We start from the raw sequence: 25,277 nt of genomic DNA on the forward strand, positions 1-25,277 counted from the left end.
GGGGCGGTTTTTGTCTGGTGTGTCGTGGTCGGCCGGGGTCAGGCGTGCTGGTGCGCCTCATGCTCGGAGTGGCTGGCAGGTTCCAGCTGGAAGGTGCAGTGGTCGGTATCGAAGTGGGAGCCCAGGCAGGTGATGAGCTTGTCCAGCAACTGGTCGGCGCCGCGGGCATTGAGCACTCCGTCCTCCACCACAACGTGGGCCGAGAAGACGGGGACGCCGGACGTGATGGTCCAAATGTGGATGTCATGCACATCCGTCACACCGGCCACCGAAAGGATGTGCTCGCGGATCATCTGCACCTCCACCCCTTTGGGACTGGCTTCCAGGAGGACGTCCACCACATCGCGCAGCAGGCTCCACGCCCGCGGCAGGATCATCAGCGCGATCAGGACGGAGGCAATGGTGTCCGCCGCCTGGAAGCCGGTCAGCATGATCACTGCGGCCGCGATGATGACGGCCACGGAACCAAGGAGGTCGCCAAGGACTTCCAGGTAGGCGCCGCGGATGTTCAGGCTCTCATCCTGTGCCGTGCGCAGGATCACGAGCGACACCAGGTTGGCCACCGCACCGAGGACGGCGGCAAACAGCATGATGTCCGTCTGCACTTCCGGCGGCGCACCGAACCGGCGGACCGCCTCCGTGAAGATGACCACGGAGATCACGATCAGGATCAGCGCATTGGCGAGGGCGGCCAGGACCTCAGCGCGCTGGTAGCCGTACGTCCGCTGGTTGCTCGCCGGGCGGCCCGCAATCCAGGAGGCCAGGAGCGCGATGGTGACACCTGCCGCGTCCGAGAGCATATGTCCCGCATCGGCGATTCCCAGGACGGCCACAAGGCGTTTCCGGTGCCGCCCCGTGGCGGTGATCCCATGGCTGTGGCTGTGGTCTTGTCCCATGCTTACAAGGCTAGCCCCAGCCCAGCTCATGCAGCCGGTCATCGGAAATCCCGAAGTGGTGGGCGATCTCATGCACCACCGTTACGGCCACCTCGTGGATCACATCGTCCCTGGAACCGCAGATCTCCAGGATGGGTTCGCGGAAAATCGTGATCCGGTCCGGCAGCGAACCGGCGTCCCACCAGGAATCGCGTTCCGTCAGCGGAACCCCTTCGTACAGTCCCAGCAGCACGGTGTCCGGATCTTCCCCCGGCCCCGGCACGTAGTCGTCGTCGATGAAGACGGCCACGTTGTCCATGGCCCGGGCCAGCCTGTCCGGAATGCTGTCCAGGGCATCCTGGACGGCTGCCTCGAACTCGTCAGGGGACATGGTGAATTCCGGCGGTTCGTGCGGGCCGTCGGGAATGATGGGCAGTCCCGGCGGAAGGCTGGCTGGCATACCCCGACTCTAGCGCCGAAGCGGCCGCGGGTCGCCGTGGACCCGGCTCCGCCGCCGGGTGAGCCCCACCCCCACCAGGCATACCAGCCCACCCACCAGTCCCAACGCCGAGGGGATTTCACCAAGCAGCAGCCAGGAGATGAAGACCGTGGTGCCGGGGACCAGGTATGTGGTGGCGGCCAGCTTCCCGGCGTCCACCAGTGACAATGCGTACGCCCAGGTGGTGAAGGCGATGGCGGTGGGGAACACCCCCAGATACACCAGCCCCAGCGTGGCCTGCGGCGGAGCCGCCTGCACCTCGGACACCAACTGCCCGGCGAACGGCAGGCAGCACACTGCCCCCACCACGATGCCAAACCAGGTTGCCTGCGCCGCCGGGAACTTCCGCACCACCGGCTTCTGGATGATGACGCTGACTGCGGCGAGCACCGCGGCAAGGAGGCAAAGCGCCACCCCGGCCAGGTCCGCCGTCGAACTTTCCCCCGTCCGTGGCTGTCCGGAGCCGAGGGCGATCATTGCGACGCCGGCGAAAGCCACGGTGCTGCCGATGAGCAGCCAGCGCGGGAAGCCTTCCTTGAGGAAGATGCCGGCCATGATGGCCACCAGGATGGGGTTGACGTTGATCAGCAGGGCGCTGGTGCCCGCATCAAGGATGTGCTCGGCGGCGTTCAGCGCCACGTTGTAGCCACCAAACCACATCACGCCATAGGCGAGGATGGGCAGCCATTCCCGTCCCCGCGGCAGCATCCGGCTCCTGAGCAGTTGCGGCACCACCAGGAAAGCCAGCACGACGGCGGCAATCGCCAGCCTGCCCAGGGTCAGCGGGCCGGGGGAGAAGTGGGGGCCGATGGCCCGGATGCCCACGAACGCTGAGGCCCACAGGACCACCGTGACCACCATGGCCGCCACGCCGAGGGCCTTCACGGGCTTTCCTGCTGCAGTGGCGGACGCCAGGGGTTCATGGGCGGGGCTGGTTGGCGGCATGGGACAAATGTACGGCCGGAACGGACGCCGGGCTGGCGGAAATCGGCCATGTCGGCAGCGGTGGTAACCGTGCCTGCGCCTTCCAGGGCCTACTTCGAACCGGCCCAGGCCAGCAGTTTGTCCGCCGGCCAGGTGGTGATGATCCGCTCGGCAGGCACGTTGTTGCGGGCGGCCCGCTCGGCACCGTACTGCAGGAAATCCAGCTGCCCTGGTGCGTGCGCGTCGCTGTCGATCGAGAACAGGCAGCCTGCATCCAGCGCCAACTGGATCAGCGCATCGGGCGGGTCCTGCCGTTCCGGGCGGGAATTGATCTCGACGGCCACGTTGTGCTCCGCGCACGCGGCGAACACTTCCGCGGCGTCGAATTCCGACGGCGGCCGGGTTCCGCGGGTGCCCTCCACCAGCCGCCCGGTGCAGTGGCCCAGGACGTTGGTGTGCGGGTCCTGGATGCCGCCGAGCATCCGGGCGGTCATGGTCTTCCTGTCCGCGCGCAGCTTCGAATGAACGCTCGCCACCACAATGTCCAGGCGGTCCAGCAGCCCAGGCTCCTGGTCCAGCTGGCCGGACTCCAGGATGTCCACTTCGATCCCGGTCAGCAGCCGGGTGTTCCCGCCGTTGCTGTTGATCGCTGCCACCACGTCCAGCTGGTCCAGCAGGCGCCCGGCCGACAGCCCGTTGGCGATGGTGAGGTTGGGGGAGTGGTCGGTCAATGCCAGGTACTCCCGGCCCAGCACCTCCGCTGCCGCCACCATCAGCTCAATGGGGGAGCCGCCGTCGGACCATTCGCTGTGGCTGTGCAGGTCGCCCCTCAATGCCCCACGGATTTCCGTCCCACCGGAGGCCAGCGGCTGGGCGCCCTTCTCCCGGAGGTCGGCCAGGTAGTCGGGAACCTCGCCGTCCACCGCCTGCCGGATCACCGCGTAGGTCCGGTCGCCGATGCCCTTCATGGACTTGAGCCGGCCGGTCCGGGCCCGCGTGGCTACTTCCTCAGGGCCAAGGGGGCTGATGGCCGCCGCCGCTTTGCGGAAGGCCTGGACCTTGAAGGTGGCGGCGCGTCCGCGCTCCAGCCAGAAAGCAATCTCATTGAGCGCTGCGACGGCATCCATCCGTCCATCTTGACCCGTGCGGCGGCCCAACGGCGCGGTTTTTCGCCGATTTTGGATAATTCCTGCGGAGGCCCTATAGTTTTAGAGTCCAGTTCGGAGAAACGCAAAGGACAAAGACGGAAAGCCTCGCTTGACGCCTTTTATTTTGTTCCGAACGGGTTCTGGCCCCCATCGTCTAGCGGCCTAGGACACCGCCCTTTCACGGCGGCGGCACGGGTTCGAATCCCGTTGGGGGTACGCAAGGAACTGGTCAAACAGGCTAAAAAAGTCTGGTAGGCTGGAAGCCTTGAAAAAAGCGGTAGAGATACTGCAAAAGCAAGAAACGCAAGGCCCTGTAGCGCAGTTGGTTAGCGCGCCGCCCTGTCACGGCGGAGGTCGCGGGTTCAAGTCCCGTCAGGGTCGCTCTGATTGTTGGAAGAAATTCCGGCTGTCATGGTGACTAGTCACCTAGGCTCTGTAGCTCAGTTGGTAGAGCGTTCGACTGAAAATCGAAAGGTCACCGGATCGACGCCGGTCGGAGCCACCACTGGGAAGCATCAGTTCTTCGGAACTGGTGCTTTTCTTCATTTACCGCCATTGGCCAGCCGCTCTTCAAGTGCGTTCCGTGCCCTTGTCCAGGTGGATGGCCCCGGAGCAACTGTCCGGCGCCCGCCTCACCTCCGGCGCACCAACCGCGGCATCGACACGCAAAATCGAAACCGACACCCTTGGTCGCCTGCGCAACCCATATTTGCGTATCGATACGGAATATGGGCGGCGCCGGCGAATGTGCGCGTCATGCTCAGGTGGGCCGGCCTTTGGGGATCGTGCGTGCCCGGCGCCACCAGGACGAGCGGCCTGCGGCGGCGTGGCCTGCGCAACAAATCGCTTGTCTTGTCAGGAAAAAATCGAGCCGCCCTGAAACATTTGATTATTGCCAAACCGATGTGGCACGCGCGCGCGTTGGCTTGCGTAAGCGCTTGCACCCTACTCGGCGGTAGCCGTTTTTGGGCTGTGAAACAGGGTTTGAACTGCATCCGGCGCCCGTTCTAGCGTGGAGCGCGGCGGAGGGAAAGCATGCTTTCCATCGGCCGCAGGGCCCCACCCAGGTCCTGATCCCCCCAGCACAACGGCGTCCCCGGCGACGCCTGAGGTGTTACCGGGCCGCGGTTGTTTTCGGGGTCATGGGCACATGCCCGTCTTCCACGAACAGTTACAACTCCGCGAGAAGAGCAAGAAATGCACAAGCACCCCCAACACCGGCTGCTGCGGTGGCGCCCTGCCGCCGCAGCACTGGCCGCAGCCGTTGCTGCCTCGGCCTTCCTGGCCGTCCCCTCTGCCCAAGCCAACGAGCCGTCGGACCCGCCGACGGTCCGGCAGCTGCCGGCCCCCACTCCCGGTTTCGCCCTCCCCACCGAGCACACGCAGGAGGCCTTCGACCCGGCGTCGGACTTCACCTCCAAGTGGACCCGCGCAGACGCCAAGCAGATCATGGCGCAGAGCGATCCCACGGTGGCTCCCGGCCAGAACTCCATGAGTCCCGACGTCACCATGCCGGAGATCCCCCAGGATTTCCCCGCCATGAATGACGACGTCTGGGTCTGGGACACCTGGTCCCTGACGGATGAAAACGCCAACCAGATCAGCTACAAGGGCTGGGACGTCATCTTCTCCCTTGTTGCCGACCGCCACGCCGGCTACGGCTTCGACCAGCGCCACTGGAACGCCCGGATCGGCTACTTCTTCCGCAAAACCAACGCCGACCCCGCCAAGGACAAGTGGAACTACGGTGGCCATCTCTTCCTGGACAACACCTCCATCGGCAACACCGAATGGTCCGGCTCCACCCGCCTCATGCAGGGCGACCACGTCAACGTCTTCTACACCGCCACCACCTTCCACGACGTGGCCGAGCGGAACGCAGGTGGCGGCGGGATCGCTCCTGACGCTGCCATCGCCAAGGCCCTGGGCAACATCCACGCTGACAAGAACGGCGTCAGCTTCGACGGCTTCGAGCACACCAAGCTGCTGGAACCGGACGGAAAGATGTACCAGACCAAGGCGCAGAACCCGGGCTTCGCGTTCCGGGACCCGTACACGTTCGCCGACCCCGCCCACCCGGGCAAGACCTTCATGGTCTTCGAAGGCAACACCGCCGGCACCCGCGGCGATTACCAGTGCAAGGGTGAGGACCTCGGCTACCAGCCGGGCGACCCCCAGGCAGAAAGCGTTGGCGACGTCCAGAACAGCGGCGCAAACTACCAGACCGCCAATGTGGGCCTGGCTGTAGCCGACAACAAGGACCTCACCAAGTGGTCCTTCCTGCCGCCGATCCTTTCGGCCAACTGCGTCAACGACCAGACGGAACGTCCGCAGATCTTCATCCAGAATGAAAACGGCAAGAACAAGTACTACCTGTACACGATCAGCCACCAGTTCACCTACGCGGCCGGCATGCGCGGCCCCGACGGCGTCTACGGCTTTGTTGGTGACGGCGTGCGCTCGGACTACCAGCCGGTGAACAACAGCGGCCTGGCCCTCGGTTCACCCACCGACCTCAACCTGCCGGCCAACAACCCAAGCGGTACCATCTCCGGGCAGCAGAACGGTCGCCAGTTCCAGGCATACTCGCACTACGTGCAGCCCGGCGGACTCGTGCAGTCGTTCATCGACAACGTCAACGGCGTGCGTGGCGGATCGCTGTCACCCACTGTCAAGATCAACTTCAGGAACGGCGTGACCCAGGTGGACCGCAGCTTCGGCCAGAACGGCCTCGGCCCGTTCGGCTACCTGCCCACCAACGTCAGGGTCGGCGGCGAAGGCCTCTACAAGTAGGACAGCCTGCACACCTGAATAGACCGCGGCTTCTGCCGCACCGCCGCTGACACAGGCGGCACCGCTCAGGCGGGAATGTCCTTGGGGGCGTTCCCGCCTGGGTCCTTTAAGTCCAGGCCGGTCGGCGGGCCGCAGAGTTTCCAGCGCATGTGCCGCACCCTGGGGATAGGGTGGAAACAACAGAAGGGGGAGTGCCTGATGGAATACCAGAACCCACAACCCGTGGTGCCAAACCGTCCTTCCGGAAGCCCGGCTCCGGGGCCCGGCCGGACGATAATTTCCGAGACTGCCGTGGCAAAGGTGGCGGGAATTGCCGCGCGGGCGGTTCCCGGGGTCTACTCCCTGGGTTCGGGCCCGTCCCGTGCCTTGGGCGCGATCCGCGACGCCGTCGGAAGTTCTGACCACGCTGCGGGCGTCCACGCGGAAGTGGGCGAAACGCAGGTAGCTGTTGATATCACCCTGGTGGCAAGCTACGGCACACCGCTGCATGCATTGGCCAATAATGTCCGCGCCGCCGTGTACCGCGCAGTTGAGGAACTGGTGGGGCTGCAGGTTATCGAGGTGAACGTCGAGATCGCGGATGTCTACGTTCCGCCGCCGGTCAAAACAACCGCGCCGTCTGCTCCCGAACGGGAGGCGCTGCTGTGAGCCTCACGATTGCAGGCACCGCCATCGGCGCCTTCGTGGCGTTCATGTCCCTGCAGTTCGGACTGTGGGGTTTCCTCGTCTCCCTGCTCTTTATGGCAATCGGAGCGCTCCTGGGCCGTGCCGCCGAAGGGAAGCTGGACCTGCGCGGGGTGTTCGATGCCATCACCGGCCGGCGCTCGTCCTCATGAGCTCGCCCGCGCCCGTTGTGCGTGGGCAGGCGCTCAGCGGCCATAACCGGATCAGCACCCAGGCCTTGACCAGCCTCGCCAAGGCTGCTGCGGCCCAGGCGTTGGGCGTCGACGCCCAGGACGTGCGGGCGGACTGGACGGACGACGACGGCCTGCTGGCTTTGTCCCTCGTCACCCCTATCGGCGTCCCGCCGCTGCAGTCCGTGGTGGCCAACCCTGCACGGGTGGACGCACTCGGCGGGTCCATCTGGGACCGCGCCGTCAGGGCCAAGGAAAGCATCCTGGCAACGGTCTCGGAATTGAGCGGTTCCCGGCTGAGCCGCGTGGACATCCGGATCAGCGGGGCAAGGATCAGTACAGAAGGGCGGGTACGGTGAGCAGCAGTGTGGAAAGCCGCCCGGTGAACAGCGGACCGCGCAGAAGCAACGGACCGGACATGCGCAGGGTGGTGTACCGCGAGACCCATTCCCCGCGGGCGGTGGTGTCGGTTGTTGCCGCCGCCCTTGTGCTTGTGCTGGCCGCTTACGGCGTCCTCGAATCGGGAGTGCACGCCGTGGGCCAGCCCGCGTGGCTGATTGAGCCCCAGGTGGCGGCGCAGCGCATCGTGGATCTTCCCGCCGGAACCTCGCCGCTGCTGCTTGCCGCGATCGGCGGCGTGCTCGCCATGGTGGGGCTGATCTTCCTCCTCAGCGGCATCCTCCCGGGAAAGCGCGCCCGCCATCTGCTGGCCGGCGGACGGGAGGAAGGGCTTCCGGCGGTGGTGGTGGACGACGAAGTCATCGCCTCCTCCCTCGCCCGCCGGGCACGGCTGGCCGCCAACGTCACGCCTGAACAGGTCATGGTCATTGTCTCCCAGCGGCAGGTTCTGGTGAACGTGCGGCCCACCTCCGGTGTACCTGTGGACCAGGACAGGGTGCTTGAAGCCGTCCGCGACGAGCTGGACCAGATGCTGCTGGAACCGGCGCCTGTTCCCCGCGTCAATGTCACTCCTTCGGGGGTGATCGGAGCGTGAACAGCACACCGGCGCTGCTCAACCGCATCCTGCTCACCCTGCTGGGCCTGATCCTCCTGGGGGCGGGCGTCCTGCTGTTGCTCCTGGCGACCGTTCCTCCGGTTGCCTCCTGGTGGCACTCCTGGTCCGCCGGGGTGTGGAGCGGCATCAACCGGCTCTTTGACGCCACCCGGTTCCCCGGCCGGCCGGAAAGCTGGCTGTGGATTGTGGTGGCACTGGCGCTGCTGGCATTGATGGGCCTCATGGTTGCCTGGATTGCCCAGCAAGGAAAGGGCCGGTCAAACCTTCTGGCCGCCGAATACGATCCCGGCGACACGCCCGGCGACGTCCGGATCGGCGGCGGGGTGGCGGAACAAGCGCTGCGGCACGCCCTCGAGGGACGGCCGGACCTGGCCGGTGCCACCGTCACCACCTACGACGTCAAGGGCTCTCCCGCGTTGAAGGTGCGTCTCCTGCCGCGCCAGGGCGTGGCACCGCACCTGCTGGCAGTGGAGGTCGCCGGGCTGCTTGACGCGATGGAAGCTGTGGTGGGCAAGGAAATTCCTGTCCTTATCCACATCGGGGCGGGCGCGCGGACCCGCTTCAGCCGGGCCGAGCGGGTCCGCTGAACCCATTGCCAACCGTAGGCTGCCGCGCCCGCGGTGCCGCTGCGCCAGTTGCGCAGCGGCACCTGCCCCGCTTCATCCTTTGCAGCTATATCCGTTGCAGGTACACGGTGCAGTCCACAGGAACCTCTGTCATCCCGGTCCAGTCGTCGGCCGGTTCGGGACCGCTGGAGAGCACTACGGCATAGCCTTCGGGCACGGGGGCCGAGGCGAAGCCCATGTTGGACAGGACCACCACCTCCCCGTTCCGGAACGCCAACAGTCCACTGTCCGGTGCGTGTTCGTCCGTCCACTCCACGCTGCCGCTGCCCAGGTGCCGGGCTGACCTGAATGCAAGGGCGGCACGGTAAAGCTCCAGCGTTGAGCCCTCCTCGCCGTCCTGCTGATCGGCGGCCAGGGGGCCGAAGCTTTCCGGCTGGGGGAGCCAGGGCTCGGGAGCTTCCCCTGACAGTGCTCCGGAGAAACCGAAGCCGGGTTGATCCCCTGCCCACGGCAGCGGGACGCGGCAGCCGTCCCGGCCGATCTCGGCACCGTCGGTCCGGAAGAAGGTAGGGTCCTGCCTGGCCGAGTCGGGAAGGGTGGTGTGCTCCGGGAGGCCCAGCTCCTCGCCCTGGTAGAGGTATGCCGAGCCCGGAAGCGCCAGCGCGACCAGTGAGGCGGCCCGGGCCCGGGCAAGTCCCAGGGCTGCGTCGGGCTGTTCGTCCGCGGCGCCGATGCCCTTGGGGAAAGTAGTGGGATCTTTGAGCCCAAACCGGGTGCTGTGCCGCACGGTGTCGTGGTTGCTGAGGACCCACGTGCACGGAGCACCCACGGATGCTGCCGCTGCCAGGGATGCGTCGATGGCGTCGGCCATGCGTTCGGCGTCCCAGCCGGCCAACAGGAAATCGAAGTTGAAGGCCTGCTGCATCTCATCGGGCCGGACATACCGTGCCAGGCGCTCGGCAGGTTCCACCCAGGCCTCGGCCACCATCATCCGGTCACCGCCGTATTCGGCCAGGACCCGGTTCCAGTCCCGGTAGATGGCATGGACCCCGTCCTGGTCGAAGAACGGCGACGGCGGGTACATCGGGGAGACGGCCCGGTGCGGTTCCTCGGCATCGGTGTGGGCATGCGGGGCGTCGCCCGGCAGGTGGCTTTCCAGGCGCGGAGCGGAGGTTCCTTCCACCATCGCCGCCACCCCATCCCAGTCCGGAAGACCCGCTTCCTTTACCAGGCCGTGGGCAACATCCACCCGGAAGCCGTCCGCGCCGCGGTCCAGCCAGAAACGCAGCACCGAACGCATTTCCTCCTGCACTTCCGGGTTGTCCCAGTTCAGGTCCGGCTGCTTGGTGTCGAAGAGGTGCAGGTACCACTGTCCGGGTGACCCGTCGGCTTCGGCCACTCGGCTCCAGGCCGGGCCGCCGAAGACGGACTTCCAGTTGTTGGGCGCCCGTCCGCCATCCCCGGACCCAGGCACCTCATCCTTGCCGTCACGGAAGATGTACCGGTCCCTTTCCGGGCTTCCCGGCTCCGCCGCCAGCGCTTCCCGAAACCACGCATGCTCATCGGAGGTGTGGTTGGGAACCAGGTCCACGATCACCTTCAGTCCGCGGCGGTGAGCTTCCTGCAACATGGCGTCGAAGTCGGCCAGCGACCCGAAAAGCGGGTCCACTTGCCGGTAGTCCGCTACGTCATAACCGCCGTCGGCCTGCGGCGACTTGTAGAACGGGGACAGCCAGATGGCGTCCACTCCCAGCCCTTCAAGATAGGGGAGCCGGTCCAGGACACCGCGAAGGTCGCCCATCCCGTCGCCGTTGCCGTCGGCAAACGACCGGGGATAGATCTGGTAGACAACGGCGTCTGTCCACCAGGAGGGCATTTGGCGGGGCGCCGGAACGGTTGGGTCGGGCATTTGGTTCCCCTCTGATAACTTTTTGATGTAAACGCTTGCATTCCCGACAGTCACCTTACTAGTGTGATGGTCACCACATCAACCTCACCTAGCAAGCGCACTGTCGACTTACTTGTCACTCAGCGAGGAGCTTCAAGCTAATGAAAACCCCGAGATTCCTGCTTCCGGCGGCCACTGCCGGCATCCTGGCCCTTACGTTGTCCGCCTGCGGCGGCGGAGGTGGAGGGGGCACCACGGGCGGTGGAGGCAGCGACGCTGACGCCAACCTCGACGGCCGCGGCCCGATCACTTACGTCCAGGGCAAGGACAACAACAACGTGGTGCGGCCGTTCATCGAAAAATGGAATGCGGCACATCCTGACGAGAAGGTCACCTTCAAGGAGCAGACCGACCAGGCTGACCAGCAGCACGATGATTTGGTTCAGCACTTCCAAGCCAAGCAGTCCGACTATGACGTGGTCAGCGTCGATGTTATTTGGACGGCGGAGTTTGCCGCCAAGGGCTGGCTGCAGCCGCTGAAGGACAAGATGGCCATTGACACTTCCAAGATGCTCAAGGCGCCGGTAGAAGCAGCATCCTATAAGGGCACGCTCTACGCTGGGCCCAAGGATTCCGACGGCGGCATGCTCTTCTACCGCAAGGACCTGGTCCCCAACCCGCCCAAGACCTGGGACGAGATGATGGGCATGTGCTCAATCGCCAAGACAAACAACATTGGGTGCTACGCCGGCCAGTTCAGCAAATATGAAGGCCTCACCGTTAACACTGCCGAGGCCATCAACTCGGCAGGCGGGTCCGTCCTCAACAAGGACGGAAAGCCCAACCTGAACACGGCCGAGGCCAAGGCCGGCCTGTCCAACTTGGCGAAAGCTTACGCGGACGGCAACATCCCGAAGGAAGCCATTACCTTCAAGGAAGAGGACAGCCGCCAGGCATTCCAGGGCGGCAAGCTCCTGTTCCTGCGCAACTGGCCTTATGTGTACAGCCTGATGAGCACTGAAGGTTCGTCGGCTGTGAAGGACAAGTTCGGCATGGCGCCCCTGCCGGGCAAGGACGGCCCCGGTGCTTCTGCCCTTGGTGGCCATAACGCAGCCATCAATGTGTACTCCAAGCACAAGGCCACGGCGCTGGACTTCATCAAGTTCATCGAGACCGAGGAAAATCAGAAGTTCTTTGCGAACCAGGCCTCGCTGGCTCCGATTCTGACGTCGCTGTACGAAGACCAGGCACTCGTGGCCAAGCTGCCCTACCTGTCTGTTCTCAAGACGTCCATCCAGAACGCTGTTCCCCGTCCCGTGACGCCGTTCTACCCGGCTGTCACGAAGGCAATTCAAGAAAACGCATATTCCGCAATCAAGGGAGAGAAGCCCGTGGATACCGCACTCTCTGACATGCAGAAGTCCATCGAATCCGCCGGTGCGGGATCGTAGTTCTGCCATGGCAACCGAACTAGGCCCGACGCCGGTCAAGGCACCGGCGTCGGGCGGCACCCCCGTCCATCACGCGCCCAAGGGTGTGGGGGAGGACAACAGGATCGCCAGCCAAGGACGCTGGGCATCCTGGCTGCTCGCTCCCACCATCATCGCTTTGGGCATTGTCATTGTTTACCCCATCATCAGCGCCATCGTCATGTCCTTCCAGAAGGACGCCGGCCTTGATCCCGCCACCGGCCTGTTCACCGCGGGTGGCCCGGCAGGCATCCAGAACTACGTGAACTGGCTCGCGCAGCAGTGTTCGGCGCCGACAGGCGGAACCGTCGCCTGCCCGCCTGGCACCCTTGGCGGCCAGTTCTGGTCCGCCACCGCCACCACCTTCTTCTTCACCATCGTCACGGTGGCGTTCGAAACCGTGCTGGGCTTCTGGATGGCCATGATCATGGCCCGCGAATTCCGCGGCCGCAGCCTGGTCCGCGCAGCTGTCCTGGTGCCGTGGGCCATCCCCACGGCCGTGACGGCCAAGCTCTGGTTCTTCATCTTCGCCTTCGAGGGCATCGCCAACAAGCTGTTCAACACCACCATCCTGTGGACTGGAAGCGAGTGGCCGGCAAAGTGGGCTGTGGTCATCGCTGACGTCTGGAAGACCACGCCGTTCATGGCGTTGCTGATCCTGGCAGGCCTGCAGATGATCCCGGCTGAAGTGTACGAGGCCGCAAAGGTCGACGGAACCACTGCATGGCAGCGGTTCCGGCTGATCACCCTGCCGCTGGTCAAGCCGGCGCTGATGGTGGCAATCCTGTTCCGTACCCTGGATGCACTGCGCATGTTTGACCTGCCCTACATCCTCACCGGCGGCGCCAACAACACCACCACTTTGTCCATCCTGGTCATCAACCAGATCAGGCAAGGGTTCAACTCGGCGGCCGCACTGTCCACCATCACCTTCATCATCATCTTCCTTGTGGCCTTCATCTTTGTCCGCTTCCTCGGGGCAAACGTGGTTGAACAAAGCGGCGCCACAGGAAAGGGGAAGAAATGACCACGGCTACGGCAGACGCCTCGGCGCTGCGGGCAAGGCAGGACAAGGGCCGTAAGGCAGCGCAGAACCGGGAAAAGTGGGCGCAGGGCAGGACCTATATCAGCGCGGCCATCGTGCTGCTCTGGTGCCTGGCGCCGGCCTACTGGATGGTGGTCACCGCCTTCCGCGAGGTCGGGTTCACCTACGACACGTCCATCCTTCCCACCCACGTCACGCTGGATAACTTCAGGACGGCGTTCGACACGTCGTTCGGCAACAGGTTCGGCCAGGCGCTGCTCAACAGTGTGTTCATCGGCGGCGTGGTTACGGCAGTCTCCCTGCTGATCGGCGTGTTTGCCGCCTACGCGCTTGCCCGGTTGAACTTCCGCGGCAAGTTCCTGGTGCTCGGTTTCATCCTGGGAGCTTCCATGTTCCCCGGTGTTGCCCTGATCACCCCGCTCTTCCAGCTGTTCACCAACATTGGCTGGATGGGCACGTACCAGGCGCTGATCATCCCGAACATCTCCTTCGTGCTCCCGCTGACGGTCTACACCATGACCTCGTTCTTCCGGGAAATGCCCTGGGAGTTGGAAGAATCGGCGCGCGTTGACGGCTGTACCCAGGGACAGGCCTTCCGCAAGGTCATCATGCCCCTGGCAGCGCCGGCAATCTTCACCACGGCGATCCTGGCCTTCATTTCCTCGTGGAATGAGTTCCTGATCGCCAGCCAGCTGTCCAGCGACGCAACCCAGCCGGTGACGGTGGCCATTGCCAACTTCGCCGGTGCACAGCCCAACCAGATCCCGTACACGGCCATCATGGCCGCGGGCACCATCGTCACCATCCCGCTGGTGATCCTGGTGCTGGTGTTCCAGCGCAAGATCGTCGCCGGCCTTACGGCTGGTGCGGTCAAGTGACGCCCAACGGTTCCCGCCCCCGCACTCCGGGGGCGGGAAACCGCAGCCGTATGGTCCGTTCGGGCGAAGACTTCGACATCATTATCGGCTTCCTCGCATTTTGGGCCCTTGTCCTCCTGGTGGTAACCGTGTGGATGGAAGTCACAGCCCAACCGGCCCTCGGCTGGGCCCTGGGCCTGCTGGCAACACTGCTGGCGCTGTATGGAATGGTTCGCCTGCGCCGAAAGCTGCCGGCCCGCAGGTAAGGGAGCCCATGCGTCGGTTCCCCGCCATAGTTATCAATGCCTCGCCGTGGAATGCGAAAATACAGGGCGGGCGTAACGCAGGGCCTTTCGGCCCTACGCCGAAAAGGAGTTAAAGAGGGGACACGGTGGCACGGACAACGGAAAGGTCCCAGCGGGGCGGCCATAACGGCGTCAGCATCGAGGACGTGGCGGCAGCCGCCGGAGTCTCAACAGCAACTGTCTCCCGGGCTGTACGCGGCCTGCCCCGGGTCTCGCCGGCCACCCGGGAAAAAATCCTGGAGGTGGCCGGAAACCTGGGCTACGTTGCATCGTCCTCCGCCTCCGGCCTGGCCACGGGCCGGACCAAGACCATCGGTGTCCTGGCCCCGTTCGTCAGCCGCTGGTTCTTCTCCAAAGCAATTGAGGGCGCGGACCGCGAGCTGCATGCCCGGCACTACAACCTCTCCCTGTTCAACCTCGGCGGCCACGGCAGCAACCGTGAGCGGCTCTTCAGCAAGACCATGGTCTACAAGCAGATCGACGCCCTGCTGGTTCTATGTATGGCGCTCAGCCACGAAGAGATCGAGCACCTGCAGAAGATCGACATTCCGCTGGTAGTGGTGGGTGGCCACGTGGAGGAATGCCCCTACATCGGCATCGACGACTACGCCGCCGCCTCAACAGCCGTCCGGCACCTGATCGACCTGGGCCACCGGGATATTGCCCTGCTGCATGGCGACGACGAAACCGACCTGAACTTCGACGTCCCCCGGGTGCGCATCCTGGCGTTCAAGGACGTGATGGCCGCGGCCGGCCTGCCCACCCGGCCGGAATGGGACGAATGGGGGGACTTCACGGTCCGCAGCGGACAGGAAGCCTTCCGCCGCCTGTGGTCCCGTCCCGGACAGAAGCCCACGGCAATTTTCTGCGCCTCGGACGAGATGGCCATGGGAGTCATCTTCGAGGCCAACCGCCTGGGCGTCAACGTCCCCGGCGAACTGTCGGTGGTGGGCATCGACAACCATGATTTCGCCGATGCCATGGGCCTGACCACGGTTGGGCAGCGCCCCGACGAGCAGGCCGAGCTGGCCACCAAGATGCTCCTGGACGAACTGGACGGCGAGATCGGATCCGTCCACTCAGCCGTCGCGCCCCATGAACTCATCATCCGGCGCACCACAGCGCCCCCCAGGAACTGACGCGTCAGGACGCGCGGGCCAGCTGCCGGATGGGGATCCAGCGGGACGCGAGCCTGCGGTAGGCGGCCGCAGCCCCGGTCATGTCACCCTCCGCCAGGCACTCGATGCCCAGCCTGATATCCATGGGGGATTCGTCCGGGTAGACCTTGTCTGCCACGGCGCCGTAGTCCAGTTCCACCATGGAGTTGACGTGGAACAGCTCAAGCCACTCCGTCAGCTGCGCCAGGTCGTCAAGCATGTCCAGGTCCGGGGCAGCGAGGGCCAGGTTGGCCACCGCGTAGCGGGCCCGTTCCAGGGCATCGGTGATGGGCGCCCAGACCCGAACGGTGAGGATGCGCCCAGCGGCCTCCACCACATCCTTGCGGTCCGACTCCATGAACAGCGAGAACCAGCTGAACGGGATTCCCCAGGTGGACGCCCGCGTATGTACCCGGATGGATCCGTCCCGGGCCTTCACCTGGTCGATCCGTTCCTGGTGCCGGTCACGCTGCTCCTCCGGGATCAGCAGCTCGGCCAGGGGGCCATGGATTCCCTCCATCAAGGCGTTGGCCGCCAGTCCGGCGCGCAGGACAAGCTGGCTGGGGCAGTACAGGAGGACGGGCTCGGCGTCGGCGTCAGCACCGTCGTCGGGCGCTCCACCCTCCGGGGCCGGCACGGTGGTGACGCGCACCAGGTCCGTGCGCCCCGTGGGGAAGGGGTCCCCGCCGGAGCGGGTGATGCGGCCCAGCGAGGCCAGCAGTTCAGCGTTTTCGACGGCGGCACGCGGGACCGCCCGGGCCCCCGCGGCCTTGATGGCCGGACGCTGGTCCTCCGGAAAGGCTTCCAGGGGTTCGTAGACGCGCAGGGTTGAGGAAAATGGCAGGCCGGCCTGGCCCCGATAGAGGTTTCCCGTCATTACGGTCTCCTTGAATGGGTCCAGGATGCAGTCATCAGTCCGCCAGTTCCACCAGCACGGGAGCGTGGTCCGAAGCGCCCTTGCCCTTGCGTTCCTCGCGGTCGATCGAGGCCCCGGTGACGCGCGCGGCCAAGGCGGGGGAGGCCAGGATGAAGTCGATCCGCATGCCCTCCTTCTTGGGGAACCGCAGCTGGGTGTAGTCCCAGTAGGTGTAGACGCCGGGGCCCGGCGTGTAGGGGCGCACCACATCGGCGTAGCCGGCAGCTTCGAACGCGTGGAACGCCTCCCGTTCTGGCGGGCTGACGTGAGTTGCGCGGTTCCGGATGAACAGGTCGATGTCCCAGACGTCGTCATCAAAGGGCGCGATGTTCCAGTCACCCATCAGGGCCACCTGTGCCTGGGGGTTGTCCGTGACCAGGGCCTGGGCGTGCGTCTTGAGGCTTTCCAGCCACTTGAGCTTGTACGGCATGTGCTCGTCGTCCAGCGAACGGCCGTTGGGGACGTAAAGGCTCCAGACCCGGATGCCGCCGCAGGTGGCAGCCATGGCGCGGGCTTCCTGCACGGGATCCTTGCCCGCCTTGCCGAACGAGGGCTGGTCCAGGAACGTCCGCTCCACGTCTTCAAGCCCCACCCGGGAGGCAATGGCTACGCCGTTCCACTGGTTCACCCCGAAGTGGGCCACCTCGTAGCCCATCCGTTCAAAGAGCTCCCAGGGGAAGTTATCGTCCTTGCACTTGGTCTCCTGGATGGCCAGGACGTCGCAGTCGCTGCGCTGGAGCCAGGCTTCAACACGGTCGGCGCGGGCACGGAGCGAATTCACATTCCAGGTAGCTATCTTCACGGTTCCTAACTTACCTTGGCAGCCGCAGGGCGGGTAAAGCCTTGGCCGTCCCCGCGTCCGCGATCCGCCGTGGTTGGTTCCGGGCGTGAAGGGGCGGGTATATTCGCAACAGAATGACCTGGATCACTCATCCGGCCACCATGCGAAGGAGCACCCAGCCGATGACCGCAGCCAAGGACAGCACAACGGACAACGCGGCAGGGGACGGAAGCGCGGACGTACTCTTTGAGCGCCGCGGCCGGCTGGGCGTGATCACCCTCAACCGGCCCCGGGCCGTCAACGCACTTACCGCGGGAATGGTGGGGCTGCTCCTGCGGCAGCTCACCGCATGGGCAGGGGACGACGGCGTGGCCACCGTCCTGGTCCAGGGCGCCGGGGAGCGGGGCCTGTGCGCGGGCGGGGACATCGTGGCCATATACCGGGACATGCTGCACGGCGGGAACGGGACGGCCCACTTCTGGCAGACCGAGTACCGCCTGAACTCGCTGATTGCCCGGTACCCCAAACCGTACGTCGCCCTCATGGACGGCCTGGTCCTGGGCGGCGGGGTGGGCATCTCCGCGCACGGGGACGTCCGGGTGGTCACCGAGCGGACCAGGATGGGGATGCCGGAGACCACCATTGGCTTCGCGCCCGACGTCGGCGGGACCTTCCTGCTTTCACACGCACCAGGCGAGGCGGGAACCCACGCGGCGCTTACGGGAGCACACCTGGCAGCCGGGGATGCCCTGTTCCTGGGCCTTGCCGACCACTACGTTCCGTCGAACGCGCTGCCGCGCCTCGTGGCTGCGCTGGAGAAAGAAAGCCCGGAAGACGCCGTCGCCCGTTATGCCGGGCAGCCCCCTGCCTCCATGCTGGCCGGGCAGCGGGAATGGATCGACTCCTGCTACGCCCCGGACGATGCTGGAGAGATTGTCCGGCGCCTCCGGGCGTGGACCGGGCCCGGACGCGACGATGCCGCGGAAGCCGCCGCCACGATCGAAGCCAAGTCACCCACCTCGGTCACGGTCACCTTGGCGTCGCTGCGCCGCGCGGCCGGCCTGACCCTGGATGAGGCCCTGGCCCAGGAGTACCGGGCCGGGATCCGCTTCCTGGCCGCACCGGACTTCCGCGAAGGAATCCGCGCCCAGGTAGTGGACAAGGACAGGAACCCGCAGTGGAAACCTGCCACGCTGGCCGAGGTGCTTCCCGCCCAGGTGGAGGGGTTCTTCCAGCCCCTGGACGGCGGGGAACTGGACCTCCATGTCCCGCCTGAGCTGCACCCCCGGCTTGAACCGCACTCCAACCCCGACCTGCAGATGAAGGAGACGGACCATGCCTGACAAGAGCGGTGTGGCCTTCCTGGGCCTTGGACACATGGGGCGTCCCATGGCCCTGAACCTGGTCCGCGCCGGTTACCGGGTTGCTGGTTTCGACGTGGTCCCTGAAGCCCTGCAGTCGGCCCGTGCACAGGGCATACCGGTGGCAGGGAGCGCCGTGGAGGCGCTGGCCGGTGCCGACGTTGTCCTCACCATGTTCCCCAGCGGCCGCCACGTCCTGGACGCCTACGTGGGCGGTGCAGACGGACCCGGGCTGCTGGCAGAGGCGCCGGCCGGGACGATGTTCCTGGACTGTTCCACCATCAACGTCGACGAGGCCAGGGACGCCGCCCGCCTGGCCATCGAAGCAGGCCACCGCTCCGTTGACGCCCCCGTTTCCGGTGGCGTGGTGGGGGCCGAAGCAGGCACCCTGACCTTCATGGCCGGCGGCGACGGGGCTGACTTTGAGGCGGTGCGGCCGCTCCTGGAGGTCATGGGCAAGCGGGTGGTGCACTGCGGCGGACACGGAGCCGGCCAGGCGGCCAAGATCTGCAACAACCTCATCCTGGGCGTCTCGATGATTGCGGTCAGCGAGGCCTTCGTGCTCGGCGAAAAGCTGGGCCTGACCCACCAGGCCTTGTTCGACGTCGCTTCCGCCGCGTCCGGCCAGTGCTGGGCGCTGACCACCAATTGTCCGGTGCCCGGACCGGTTCCCACCAGCCCCGCCAACAGGGACTACCAGCCGGGCTTTGCCGCAGCGCTCATGGCCAAGGACCTCAACCTCGCCGTCAACGCCCTGGACAGCACAGGGGTGGCGGGACAGATGGGAGCGCTCGCCGCCCGGATCTACGATAGGTTTGCCGCGGAAGGCGGCGCGGGCCGCGACTTCTCGGCCATCATCACCGACATCCGCGACGCCTCCGGGCAGCATGCAGCGAGGCAGCAAGAGCCGGCGGCGGGGGAGAACACCGGCACGGAAATGCCGGGCCGGCCAGGGACCACAACAGCACACGACGACGGGAGCCCCGAATGACGGAGTACGCCAACATCCTGGTGGAGCAGCAGGGCAGGGTAGGGCTGGTAACCCTCAACAGGCCGTCGGCGTTGAACGCGCTGAACAAGGCCACCATGGAGGAGTTGGTGGCCGCCGTTACCGCCATGGATTCCGATCCCGGTTTGGGTGCCGTGGTGATCACCGGCTCGGGCAAAGCGTTCGCGGCCGGAGCCGACATCAAGGAAATGGCGGACCAGGGCTACATGGACATGTATGCCGCCGACTGGTTCCGGGGCTGGGAGGACTTTGCCCGGCTGCGGATTCCCACCATCGCTGCGGTGTCCGGGTTTGCCCTGGGCGGCGGCTGCGAACTGGCCATGATGTGCGACCTCATCATCGCCGGGGACAACGCCAGATTCGGCCAACCGGAAATCAACCTCGCCGTACTCCCCGGCATGGGCGGCTCGCAGCGGCTCACCCGGGCCGTGGGCAAGGCGAAGGCCATGGACATGATCCTCACCGGCAGGTTCATCGAGGCGGAGGAAGCCGACCGGTGCGGGCTGGTGTCCCGTGTGGTTCCGGCGGCGGACGTCGTGTCCGAGGCACTCAAGGTGGCAGGGGTGATTGCCGCCAAGTCCAAGCCCGCGGCGATGGCTGCCAAGGAAGCTGTCAATGCCGCCTTTGAAACCGGGCTGGCCCAGGGGGTGTTGTTCGAACGGCGGCTCTTCCACTCCCTGTTCGCCACGGAGGACCAAAAGGAAGGCATGGCGGCGTTCGCCGAGAAGCGCCAGCCGGAATTCAAGCACCGGTAACCCGGGCGCAGGGGACGGGACGGGCGTATGTGGACAATCTTGACCGGTGCAGCCAGCCCCACTGAGGGACTCACCGGAATCGTCGGGTTTGCGGCGAGGGCCATCGACACTTTGGGGGAGTGGGGCGTGGGGGGCTTCACGCTCGCCGAAACCGTGGTGCCTCCCATCCCCAGCGAGGTGATCCTCCCCCTGGCGGGATATCTGGCCAAGCAGGGCTCCCTGAACCTTTTCCTCGTTTTTGCCACCAGCACCCTTGGCGCTTATCTGGGGGCGCTGTTCCTTTACTGGCTCGGCGCCAAGCTGGGGCTGGAGCGGTCCATCCGGTGGTTGTCCAAACTGCCCTTGGTGGACCGCGAAGACTTCGAACACGCGGCAGGATGGTTCCGCCGCCACGGCAGGTCATCCATCTTCTTCGGCCGCCTGTTGCCCGGCGTCCGCAGCCTCATCTCCCTTCCGGCGGGGGCGGCGGCCATGCCCTTTGCCACCTTCACCCTGTTCACCCTGGCCGGCAGCGGGCTGTGGAACGGCGCCCTCATCGGCCTGGGCTACCTGCTGGGCACCCAATACAGGCTGATCGAGGAGTACTCACGCTTCCTGAACTATGCCGTCTACGCCGGATTGGCCATTGCCGTGGTGCTGCTGGTGGTCCGGCGGACCCGGCGCGCCAAGACTGATCGGGCGGGCGCCGGCAGCTCCAAGACCAGCCGCTAGGCTGCCTTCCGCCTCTGCCCTACAGATACTTCTCCGCAAAACTGCGAAGGGCCGCCCGAACGAAGCCCGCCCCCTCCACTCCGCCGTAATTGGCGGCGAAGCGCAGGTCTTCCACGTACATGTCCGCCAGCCCCAGGACGTATCCCTTGACATTCCCGCTGTTTCCGGCGGCCGGAGTCCCGGGGATGGACCTCAGCCAGTCGACGTGCCGCGTTGCCAGTTCCCGGGCCTCGGGACCGTCCGCAGCAACGCCGGAGCGGGCGGCAGCCTTCCAGTCGTTGCCAAGGGTTTCCACCTTGGACATCCACTCCTGCTTTTCGTCCGACGCCATGCCGCGCCACCACGCGTCGGATTTTGCGTAGGCCTCCTTGCCCCACCGTTCCTCCACCTCATCCTTGTACTGGGTGTGGTCGAAGCCGTCGAACATGTCCTCTGCCATCAGTTGGCCTCCTGCCCTTACTGTTTCAATGGTTCGCCGCACGGATTGCATTTGCCGTGCCAGCCGCTGCTGCTCCTGTCCGAGCCACTCAAGATGACGGGTGAGCGCGGTGACCGGGTCAGCCTGCTGGTGGAAGACCTCCGCGATGGCCGGCAGGCCCAGGCCCAGCTCCCGCAGCAGGAGAATGCGCTGCAGTTGGAGGAGGGCGGCGCCGTCGTAATAGCGGTAACCGTTGCTGCCCACCCTGCTGGGCTTCAGCAGGCCGATGTCATCGTAGTGGCGCAGCGTGCGGCTGGTGGTGCCGGCCATCCTGGCTACGTCCTGGATGGACCAGTCCGTGCCGGTGTCGGGGATGTCTTCCATGCTCCGAGCCTAGGGTTTGACGCTGCGTCAAGGTCAAGGTCAAGGTCAAGGTTTGAAATTGTCACCGCGCCTGCCGGCGGCGCCTGGCCTGGGCCACCAGCCGCGTGAAAGCGAAAACAAACACTGCCTCGATCACCAGCATGAGGCCCGCCAGCAGCCACTGCTGCCGGCTGATGAACACAATGCACCCGGTCAGGGCCAGGATGGTTCCCAGCGCCAGGGCGTAAACGGCAAAGCCGACCGCCACCCGGGCGCTGCGTACCCCGGTGCGGAAGCCGAAACCGTAGGGCTCCCCGCCGGGCTGGCCCGGCACGCGGTCCGGTGCAGCGGGCCCCAGAGCGTCAAACTCCTCCCACGGATCCTTGTCCCTGTCCTGGTCCTGTCCGGTCATGGATCAATTATCCCAAAAGGGAAACCGGAGGACTGGCCCCGGGAACACGTGCCCCACAAAACCCCCACATAAAAGCAGCGGCCCCTCCAACCTGAGCTGGAGGGGCCGCTGGATGGGGTCCCGGCAGGTGCCGGAGGCCGCCGAAGACTTAGAGCGGGCGGATGTTCTCTGCCTGCGGGCCCTTGGGGCCCTGGGTCACATCGAATTCGACCTTCTGGTTCTCGTCCAGTGAGCGGTAGCCGCTGGTGGCGATTGCCGAGTAGTGGGCGAAAACGTCAGCGGACCCGTCATCGGGGGCAATGAAGCCAAAACCCTTTTCGGCGTTGAACCATTTAACTGTGCCTGTTGCCATGGCTGCATTCCTTCATGTGACTCTGATTCTCTCCCCGGGGAATCATCCCGGAGTGCGCGGGAGTTAGTCCCCGCAGTCCCAAACGTACGGGGCACAGGGCCCGGGTGCAAGGGTAAGGGCCATAAACCGCGGTTACCGCATGCCCTCACGGCGTATCGCGGTGGCAATAGCGGCCGCCCGCGTATCCACTCCGAGCTTTGCGTAGATGTGCGCCAGGTGGGTTTTGACGGTGGCCTCGGAGATGAAAAGCCGCCGCCCGAGCTCCCTGTTACTGAGGCCTTCAGTGAGCAAACTGAGCAATTCTGCCTCCCGGGGGGTGAGGACTTCTTCGGGGTTGCGCAGCTGCTGGAACAACCGCGAGGCCACCGGCGGGCTCATCACGCTCCTGCCCTGAACCGCGCCGCGTATGGCGGCAAAGATTTCCTCCGGTGCGGCGTCCTTCAACAGGTAGCCCATGGCACCGGAATCGACTGCGCGGACAATATCGGCATCCGAGTCGTAGGTGGTGAAAACCAGGACTGCCTGCCCGCTGTTGAGATCCCGGATCCGCCTGATGGCCTCGATTCCATCCATGCCAGGGCCCATGGCAAGGTCCATCACCACCACAGCCGGGAGGTGCGCATGCACCAGCTGCAACGCTTCCTCTCCCGAGGATGCCTCCGCCACAACCGCCAGGTCAGGCTGGGTTCCCAGCAACGCGCGCAGCCCGCTCCTGACCACAAGGTGGTCGTCCACCAGCAGGACCGTGATGCTGCTCATGCGCCCTCCAACGGCAATTGCGCCGCCACGATGGTCCCCTCGCCGGGGGCACTTTGGATCGAGAATATGCCACCCAGCTGCTCCACCCGCTGCCGCATGGCCCGCAGGCCGTAACCTCCGGCCGTCGACGGCGGAGCTGCCGCCGCCGGATCAAAACCGGCGCCGTCGTCGTAGATGTCCAGGGTGACGGCGTCCGGCAGGAAGCCCACCGTCAGGGCAGCGACTGAAGCCGCAGCGTGCAGCGCGGTGTTGGAGGCCGCACTCTGCACCACCCGCAGCAGTGCGTGCCGGATGTCCGGTGAGACTTGCCTGGGGGCTCCTGTCACCACAAGGGTGGCTTCCGGCAGGTATTGCCGGGCGGCCAGCAGCAGCGCTTCCGGCAGCGGCGTTGATTCCAGCCCGGGGGAAGCAAGCTCGTGGACCAGGCTCCGGGTTTCCGCCAGGTTGGTGCGGAGCAGGCTGGTGGCCTGGTGGAGATCCTGCTGCGCGGCGCCACTTGGCCAACCACGCCCCGCGGCTTCGAGCAGGAGCAGGCTGCTGGCGAGCCCCTGGGTGACGGTGTCGTGGATTTCCCGGGACACCCGCTCCCGTTCGGCGATGGTGCCGGCCCGGCGTTCACTGGCCGCCAGCTGGCCTTGGGCCTCGGTAACCTCCGCATGCAGGCGGCGCTGCTCCTCGGCGTCGTGCTGTATCCGGTCATAGATGAGCGTCAGCATGACGCCTACGGCCACAGGCCCCAACAGCATGGCAAGGTCCGTACCGTTGCCCAGCCGGAACAGGCCGGCCGCGGTTGCCAGGGTGATGCCGCCCGCCAGGACGTAGGACGCAGCACCGCGCAGGGCACTCCTGCACAGGAAGAAGAGGGCGAAGGAACACCAGGCGAAGCTCGGTGCTGCCACCACCAGGACCGCCCAGACAGCCACCAACGCGACCATCCACGGCGCGCTGTGCCGGTCCCGCAGCGAGAGCAGGGCCACGACGGCGTACAGCAGGCAGGCGGCGGCGGCGAGTCCCAGGACCAGGACGTTGTCGGAAGGGGAATGCCGCATGACATAGCGCACCACCGATGCCACCAGGAGCACCGCGAAGCCCAGATGGACGGCGGCCTCAATGCTGCCCAGGCGGCCCTTGGGGGTGGGCGGCACCGGACGGGACGCGCCCCCGGCGCCCCCGGCGGCAACGGCGGCCGCCAGGCCGGTGGCCGGGGTGGAATCTTTGGCAGGCATGCGGGATCCGGATCTCGTGGTGGGAAGCACTGCCTTCCATGCTAGGGCTCCACGCCTGCAGGGTTCCTCAGCCTTTTGGCTGATACGGCTGGCCTTTCGGGCCAGCAAGGGGCAGCCGAAGGCCCGATGCCACGCCAACCGCTGCCGAGAAGGATGGAAACCGGCAACAGCACACCTACCAACCCAAGGAACGCACCATGAAGAAATCCCACAAGGCACTCACAGCCGCCGCAGCCGCAGCAATCCTGGTCACGGCCGGAGCCACCGCAGCCGCCAACGCCGGCACCGGCCGCGTCAGCGGCACTGAAGCGCCCGCCGTCGTGCCCGCCGTTGACGTGCAGCCGGCGCCGGAGACTGTGGTGCAGCAGAACCGCATCTCCGCCACAGCCTCCGCCCAGGCAGTCGCCGCGGCACTCGCCAAGTGCCAGGCGGACAAACTGCCGTTCGTCACGGTGGCGCTCGTTGACCGCTTCGGCACCGTCCAGGCACTGCTGCGGGGAGACAATGCCGCGGCGCACACCATTGAGGCCGCCAAGGAAAAGGCCTACACCGCAGCAGCTTTCGGTACCCCCACCAGCGAGCTGGCCAAGCGCATCAATGGCAATGGCCCCTCGATCGCAGACTTGCCGGGCACCCTGTTCCTGGCAGGCGGAGTCCCGCTGAAGGTCAACGGCGTTTCCGTGGCCGGCATCGGTGTGGGCGGGGCGCCCGATGGCGCCCTTGACGAAGCGTGCGCCACTGCCGGCGCCGAGTCCATCGCAGGCACTGCGAAATAGGCTGCGGTCCGCCGTCGTGAAAGCAGCCCACGACGGCGGACCG

At 66.0% G+C, this 25,277-nt stretch carries 28 protein-coding genes and 3 tRNA genes; 19 read left to right on the top strand and 12 right to left on the bottom strand.

The window, feature by feature from the left end; translation table 11 throughout:
- Positions 1-38 precede the first annotated feature (38 nt).
- The 4 genes from LDO86_RS02490 to LDO86_RS02505 form a co-directional block, all read right to left on the bottom strand.
- Positions 39-896 (bottom strand): cation diffusion facilitator family transporter, encoded by an 858-nt coding sequence (locus LDO86_RS02490; RefSeq protein WP_224084253.1) that lies wholly within the window; start codon positions 894-896, stop codon positions 39-41.
- 10 nt (positions 897-906) lie between these two features.
- Positions 907-1,335, bottom strand: a complete 429-nt coding sequence (locus tag LDO86_RS02495; RefSeq protein WP_018771709.1) for a metallopeptidase family protein — start codon at positions 1,333-1,335, stop codon at positions 907-909.
- A 9-nt stretch (positions 1,336-1,344) separates the two neighbouring features.
- The gene (locus tag LDO86_RS02500; protein WP_224084254.1) at positions 1,345-2,319 is read right to left on the bottom strand and encodes a DMT family transporter; all 975 of its coding nucleotides are present in this window, start codon (positions 2,317-2,319) and stop codon (positions 1,345-1,347) included.
- 89 nt (positions 2,320-2,408) lie between these two features.
- The gene (locus LDO86_RS02505; RefSeq protein ID WP_018771707.1) at positions 2,409-3,425 is read right to left on the bottom strand and encodes a PHP domain-containing protein; all 1,017 of its coding nucleotides are present in this window, start codon (positions 3,423-3,425) and stop codon (positions 2,409-2,411) included.
- A 164-nt stretch (positions 3,426-3,589) separates the two neighbouring features.
- Between LDO86_RS02505 and LDO86_RS02510 the strand changes: the two genes are divergently transcribed.
- The 9 genes from LDO86_RS02510 (at position 3,590) to LDO86_RS02550 (ending at position 8,695) form a co-directional block, all read left to right on the top strand.
- Positions 3,590-3,662 (top strand) — tRNA-Glu (locus LDO86_RS02510).
- Positions 3,663-3,753: 91 nt separating this feature from the next.
- A tRNA-Asp gene (locus LDO86_RS02515) sits at positions 3,754-3,827 on the top strand.
- Positions 3,828-3,875: 48 nt separating this feature from the next.
- Positions 3,876-3,951, top strand: a tRNA-Phe gene (locus LDO86_RS02520).
- Between the two features lie 692 nt (positions 3,952-4,643).
- Positions 4,644-6,239, top strand: a complete 1,596-nt coding sequence (locus LDO86_RS02525) for a glycoside hydrolase family 68 protein (RefSeq protein ID WP_224084255.1) — start codon at positions 4,644-4,646, stop codon at positions 6,237-6,239.
- Between the two features lie 198 nt (positions 6,240-6,437).
- Positions 6,438-6,887 carry an Asp23/Gls24 family envelope stress response protein gene (locus LDO86_RS02530; protein WP_026266136.1) on the top strand — a complete coding sequence of 150 codons (450 nt, stop codon included), beginning with the start codon at positions 6,438-6,440 and terminating at the stop codon, positions 6,885-6,887.
- A complete protein-coding gene (locus LDO86_RS02535) occupies positions 6,884-7,075 on the top strand; it encodes a membrane protein (protein ID WP_018771704.1) in 192 nt (63 codons plus the stop codon). The genes LDO86_RS02530 and LDO86_RS02535 overlap by 4 nt, the downstream gene beginning before the upstream one ends.
- Positions 7,072-7,452: a hypothetical protein gene (locus LDO86_RS02540; RefSeq protein ID WP_018771703.1), complete on the top strand. Its 381-nt coding sequence runs from the start codon at positions 7,072-7,074 to the stop codon at positions 7,450-7,452. The genes LDO86_RS02535 and LDO86_RS02540 overlap by 4 nt, the downstream gene beginning before the upstream one ends.
- Positions 7,449-8,087: a hypothetical protein gene (locus LDO86_RS02545; RefSeq protein ID WP_224084256.1), complete on the top strand. Its 639-nt coding sequence runs from the start codon at positions 7,449-7,451 to the stop codon at positions 8,085-8,087. Before LDO86_RS02540 ends, LDO86_RS02545 begins: the two co-directional genes overlap by 4 nt.
- Positions 8,084-8,695 (top strand): hypothetical protein, encoded by a 612-nt coding sequence (locus LDO86_RS02550; RefSeq protein WP_134165193.1) that lies wholly within the window; start codon positions 8,084-8,086, stop codon positions 8,693-8,695. The genes LDO86_RS02545 and LDO86_RS02550 overlap by 4 nt, the downstream gene beginning before the upstream one ends.
- 85 nt (positions 8,696-8,780) lie before the next feature.
- Here LDO86_RS02550 and LDO86_RS02555 read toward each other — a convergent pair whose 3' ends face one another.
- The gene (locus LDO86_RS02555) at positions 8,781-10,583 is read right to left on the bottom strand and encodes a glycoside hydrolase family 13 protein (RefSeq protein ID WP_224084257.1); all 1,803 of its coding nucleotides are present in this window, start codon (positions 10,581-10,583) and stop codon (positions 8,781-8,783) included.
- 140 nt (positions 10,584-10,723) lie between these two features.
- On the opposite strand from LDO86_RS02555, the gene LDO86_RS02560 reads away from it, so the two are divergent.
- From LDO86_RS02560 to LDO86_RS02580, 5 genes are all read left to right on the top strand, one after another.
- A complete protein-coding gene (locus tag LDO86_RS02560) occupies positions 10,724-12,013 on the top strand; it encodes an ABC transporter substrate-binding protein (RefSeq protein ID WP_224084258.1) in 1,290 nt (429 codons plus the stop codon).
- Positions 12,014-12,020: 7 nt separating this feature from the next.
- On the top strand, positions 12,021-13,058 hold the full coding sequence (locus tag LDO86_RS02565) for a sugar ABC transporter permease (RefSeq protein ID WP_224084259.1): 1,038 nt from the start codon (positions 12,021-12,023) through the stop codon (positions 13,056-13,058).
- A complete protein-coding gene (locus LDO86_RS02570; protein WP_224084260.1) occupies positions 13,055-13,954 on the top strand; it encodes a carbohydrate ABC transporter permease in 900 nt (299 codons plus the stop codon). Before LDO86_RS02565 ends, LDO86_RS02570 begins: the two co-directional genes overlap by 4 nt.
- Positions 13,951-14,199, top strand: coding sequence for a hypothetical protein (locus tag LDO86_RS02575; protein ID WP_026266133.1), 249 nt, complete (start codon positions 13,951-13,953; stop codon positions 14,197-14,199). The genes LDO86_RS02570 and LDO86_RS02575 overlap by 4 nt, the downstream gene beginning before the upstream one ends.
- 125 nt (positions 14,200-14,324) lie before the next feature.
- The gene (locus tag LDO86_RS02580) at positions 14,325-15,377 is read left to right on the top strand and encodes a LacI family DNA-binding transcriptional regulator (protein WP_018771695.1); all 1,053 of its coding nucleotides are present in this window, start codon (positions 14,325-14,327) and stop codon (positions 15,375-15,377) included.
- A 4-nt stretch (positions 15,378-15,381) separates the two neighbouring features.
- Here LDO86_RS02580 and LDO86_RS02585 read toward each other — a convergent pair whose 3' ends face one another.
- On the bottom strand, positions 15,382-16,272 hold the full coding sequence (locus LDO86_RS02585; RefSeq protein ID WP_018771694.1) for a hypothetical protein: 891 nt from the start codon (positions 16,270-16,272) through the stop codon (positions 15,382-15,384).
- A gap of 34 nt (positions 16,273-16,306) precedes the next feature.
- Positions 16,307-17,113, bottom strand: a complete 807-nt coding sequence (locus LDO86_RS02590) for an exodeoxyribonuclease III (RefSeq protein WP_026266132.1) — start codon at positions 17,111-17,113, stop codon at positions 16,307-16,309.
- Between the two features lie 161 nt (positions 17,114-17,274).
- Between LDO86_RS02590 and LDO86_RS02595 the strand changes: the two genes are divergently transcribed.
- Genes LDO86_RS02595 through LDO86_RS02610 form a run of 4 tightly spaced genes read left to right on the top strand, consistent with a single transcriptional unit; the run spans position 17,275 to position 20,928 of the window.
- Positions 17,275-18,435: an enoyl-CoA hydratase/isomerase family protein gene (locus tag LDO86_RS02595; RefSeq protein WP_223993659.1), complete on the top strand. Its 1,161-nt coding sequence runs from the start codon at positions 17,275-17,277 to the stop codon at positions 18,433-18,435.
- On the top strand, positions 18,428-19,444 hold the full coding sequence (mmsB, locus tag LDO86_RS02600; protein ID WP_223993661.1) for a 3-hydroxyisobutyrate dehydrogenase: 1,017 nt from the start codon (positions 18,428-18,430) through the stop codon (positions 19,442-19,444). Before LDO86_RS02595 ends, mmsB begins: the two co-directional genes overlap by 8 nt.
- Positions 19,441-20,217 carry an enoyl-CoA hydratase gene (locus tag LDO86_RS02605; RefSeq protein WP_018771690.1) on the top strand — a complete coding sequence of 259 codons (777 nt, stop codon included), beginning with the start codon at positions 19,441-19,443 and terminating at the stop codon, positions 20,215-20,217. Before mmsB ends, LDO86_RS02605 begins: the two co-directional genes overlap by 4 nt.
- A 27-nt stretch (positions 20,218-20,244) precedes the next feature.
- The gene (locus tag LDO86_RS02610; protein WP_018771689.1) at positions 20,245-20,928 is read left to right on the top strand and encodes a DedA family protein; all 684 of its coding nucleotides are present in this window, start codon (positions 20,245-20,247) and stop codon (positions 20,926-20,928) included.
- Between the two features lie 19 nt (positions 20,929-20,947).
- Here the strand turns inward: LDO86_RS02610 and LDO86_RS02615 are convergent, their stop codons facing one another.
- From LDO86_RS02615 to LDO86_RS02635, 5 genes are all read right to left on the bottom strand, one after another.
- Positions 20,948-21,730 (bottom strand): MerR family transcriptional regulator, encoded by a 783-nt coding sequence (locus LDO86_RS02615; RefSeq protein ID WP_018771688.1) that lies wholly within the window; start codon positions 21,728-21,730, stop codon positions 20,948-20,950.
- Between the two features lie 61 nt (positions 21,731-21,791).
- Positions 21,792-22,121, bottom strand: coding sequence for a hypothetical protein (locus LDO86_RS02620; RefSeq protein ID WP_018771687.1), 330 nt, complete (start codon positions 22,119-22,121; stop codon positions 21,792-21,794).
- 148 nt (positions 22,122-22,269) lie between these two features.
- Complete coding sequence (locus LDO86_RS02625) at positions 22,270-22,473, bottom strand: cold-shock protein (protein ID WP_009357211.1); 204 nt, start codon at positions 22,471-22,473, stop codon at positions 22,270-22,272.
- 132 nt (positions 22,474-22,605) lie between these two features.
- The gene (locus LDO86_RS02630; RefSeq protein ID WP_018771686.1) at positions 22,606-23,232 is read right to left on the bottom strand and encodes a response regulator; all 627 of its coding nucleotides are present in this window, start codon (positions 23,230-23,232) and stop codon (positions 22,606-22,608) included.
- Positions 23,229-24,458, bottom strand: a complete 1,230-nt coding sequence (locus LDO86_RS02635) for a histidine kinase (protein WP_018771685.1) — start codon at positions 24,456-24,458, stop codon at positions 23,229-23,231. The genes LDO86_RS02630 and LDO86_RS02635 overlap by 4 nt, the downstream gene beginning before the upstream one ends.
- Positions 24,459-24,655: 197 nt before the next feature.
- Here LDO86_RS02635 and LDO86_RS02640 point away from each other — a divergent pair, with 197 nt between their 5' ends.
- The gene (locus tag LDO86_RS02640; RefSeq protein WP_018771684.1) at positions 24,656-25,234 is read left to right on the top strand and encodes a heme-binding protein; all 579 of its coding nucleotides are present in this window, start codon (positions 24,656-24,658) and stop codon (positions 25,232-25,234) included.
- Positions 25,235-25,277: the final 43 nt, after the last annotated feature.

It is taken from the genome of Arthrobacter sp. StoSoilB19, assembly GCF_019977275.1.
Lineage (GTDB): Bacteria > Actinomycetota > Actinomycetes > Actinomycetales > Micrococcaceae > Arthrobacter.

What these genes read in the sequence shown, in the direction of transcription:
- LDO86_RS02495 (WP_018771709.1), bottom strand. Translation starts at nt 1,335, where the DNA reads ATGCCAGCCAGCCTTCCGCCGGGACTGCCCATCATTCCCGACGGCCCG.
- LDO86_RS02530 (WP_026266136.1), top strand. Translation starts at nt 6,438, where the DNA reads ATGGAATACCAGAACCCACAACCCGTGGTGCCAAACCGTCCTTCCGGA.
- LDO86_RS02555 (WP_224084257.1), bottom strand. Translation starts at nt 10,583, where the DNA reads ATGCCCGACCCAACCGTTCCGGCGCCCCGCCAAATGCCCTCCTGGTGG.
- LDO86_RS02525 (WP_224084255.1), top strand. Translation starts at nt 4,644, where the DNA reads ATGCACAAGCACCCCCAACACCGGCTGCTGCGGTGGCGCCCTGCCGCC.
- LDO86_RS02620 (WP_018771687.1), bottom strand. Translation starts at nt 22,121, where the DNA reads ATGACCGGACAGGACCAGGACAGGGACAAGGATCCGTGGGAGGAGTTT.
- LDO86_RS02605 (WP_018771690.1), top strand. Translation starts at nt 19,441, where the DNA reads ATGACGGAGTACGCCAACATCCTGGTGGAGCAGCAGGGCAGGGTAGGG.
- LDO86_RS02570 (WP_224084260.1), top strand. Translation starts at nt 13,055, where the DNA reads ATGACCACGGCTACGGCAGACGCCTCGGCGCTGCGGGCAAGGCAGGAC.
- mmsB (WP_223993661.1), top strand. Translation starts at nt 18,428, where the DNA reads ATGCCTGACAAGAGCGGTGTGGCCTTCCTGGGCCTTGGACACATGGGG.
- LDO86_RS02565 (WP_224084259.1), top strand. Translation starts at nt 12,021, where the DNA reads ATGGCAACCGAACTAGGCCCGACGCCGGTCAAGGCACCGGCGTCGGGC.
- LDO86_RS02505 (WP_018771707.1), bottom strand. Translation starts at nt 3,425, where the DNA reads ATGGATGCCGTCGCAGCGCTCAATGAGATTGCTTTCTGGCTGGAGCGC.
- LDO86_RS02630 (WP_018771686.1), bottom strand. Translation starts at nt 23,232, where the DNA reads ATGAGCAGCATCACGGTCCTGCTGGTGGACGACCACCTTGTGGTCAGG.
- LDO86_RS02610 (WP_018771689.1), top strand. Translation starts at nt 20,245, where the DNA reads ATGTGGACAATCTTGACCGGTGCAGCCAGCCCCACTGAGGGACTCACC.
- LDO86_RS02635 (WP_018771685.1), bottom strand. Translation starts at nt 24,458, where the DNA reads ATGCCTGCCAAAGATTCCACCCCGGCCACCGGCCTGGCGGCCGCCGTT.
- LDO86_RS02500 (WP_224084254.1), bottom strand. Translation starts at nt 2,319, where the DNA reads ATGCCGCCAACCAGCCCCGCCCATGAACCCCTGGCGTCCGCCACTGCA.
- LDO86_RS02585 (WP_018771694.1), bottom strand. Translation starts at nt 16,272, where the DNA reads ATGACGGGAAACCTCTATCGGGGCCAGGCCGGCCTGCCATTTTCCTCA.
- LDO86_RS02540 (WP_018771703.1), top strand. Translation starts at nt 7,072, where the DNA reads ATGAGCTCGCCCGCGCCCGTTGTGCGTGGGCAGGCGCTCAGCGGCCAT.
- LDO86_RS02560 (WP_224084258.1), top strand. Translation starts at nt 10,724, where the DNA reads ATGAAAACCCCGAGATTCCTGCTTCCGGCGGCCACTGCCGGCATCCTG.
- LDO86_RS02490 (WP_224084253.1), bottom strand. Translation starts at nt 896, where the DNA reads ATGGGACAAGACCACAGCCACAGCCATGGGATCACCGCCACGGGGCGG.
- LDO86_RS02640 (WP_018771684.1), top strand. Translation starts at nt 24,656, where the DNA reads ATGAAGAAATCCCACAAGGCACTCACAGCCGCCGCAGCCGCAGCAATC.
- LDO86_RS02615 (WP_018771688.1), bottom strand. Translation starts at nt 21,730, where the DNA reads ATGGAAGACATCCCCGACACCGGCACGGACTGGTCCATCCAGGACGTA.
- LDO86_RS02595 (WP_223993659.1), top strand. Translation starts at nt 17,275, where the DNA reads ATGACCGCAGCCAAGGACAGCACAACGGACAACGCGGCAGGGGACGGA.
- LDO86_RS02625 (WP_009357211.1), bottom strand. Translation starts at nt 22,473, where the DNA reads ATGGCAACAGGCACAGTTAAATGGTTCAACGCCGAAAAGGGTTTTGGC.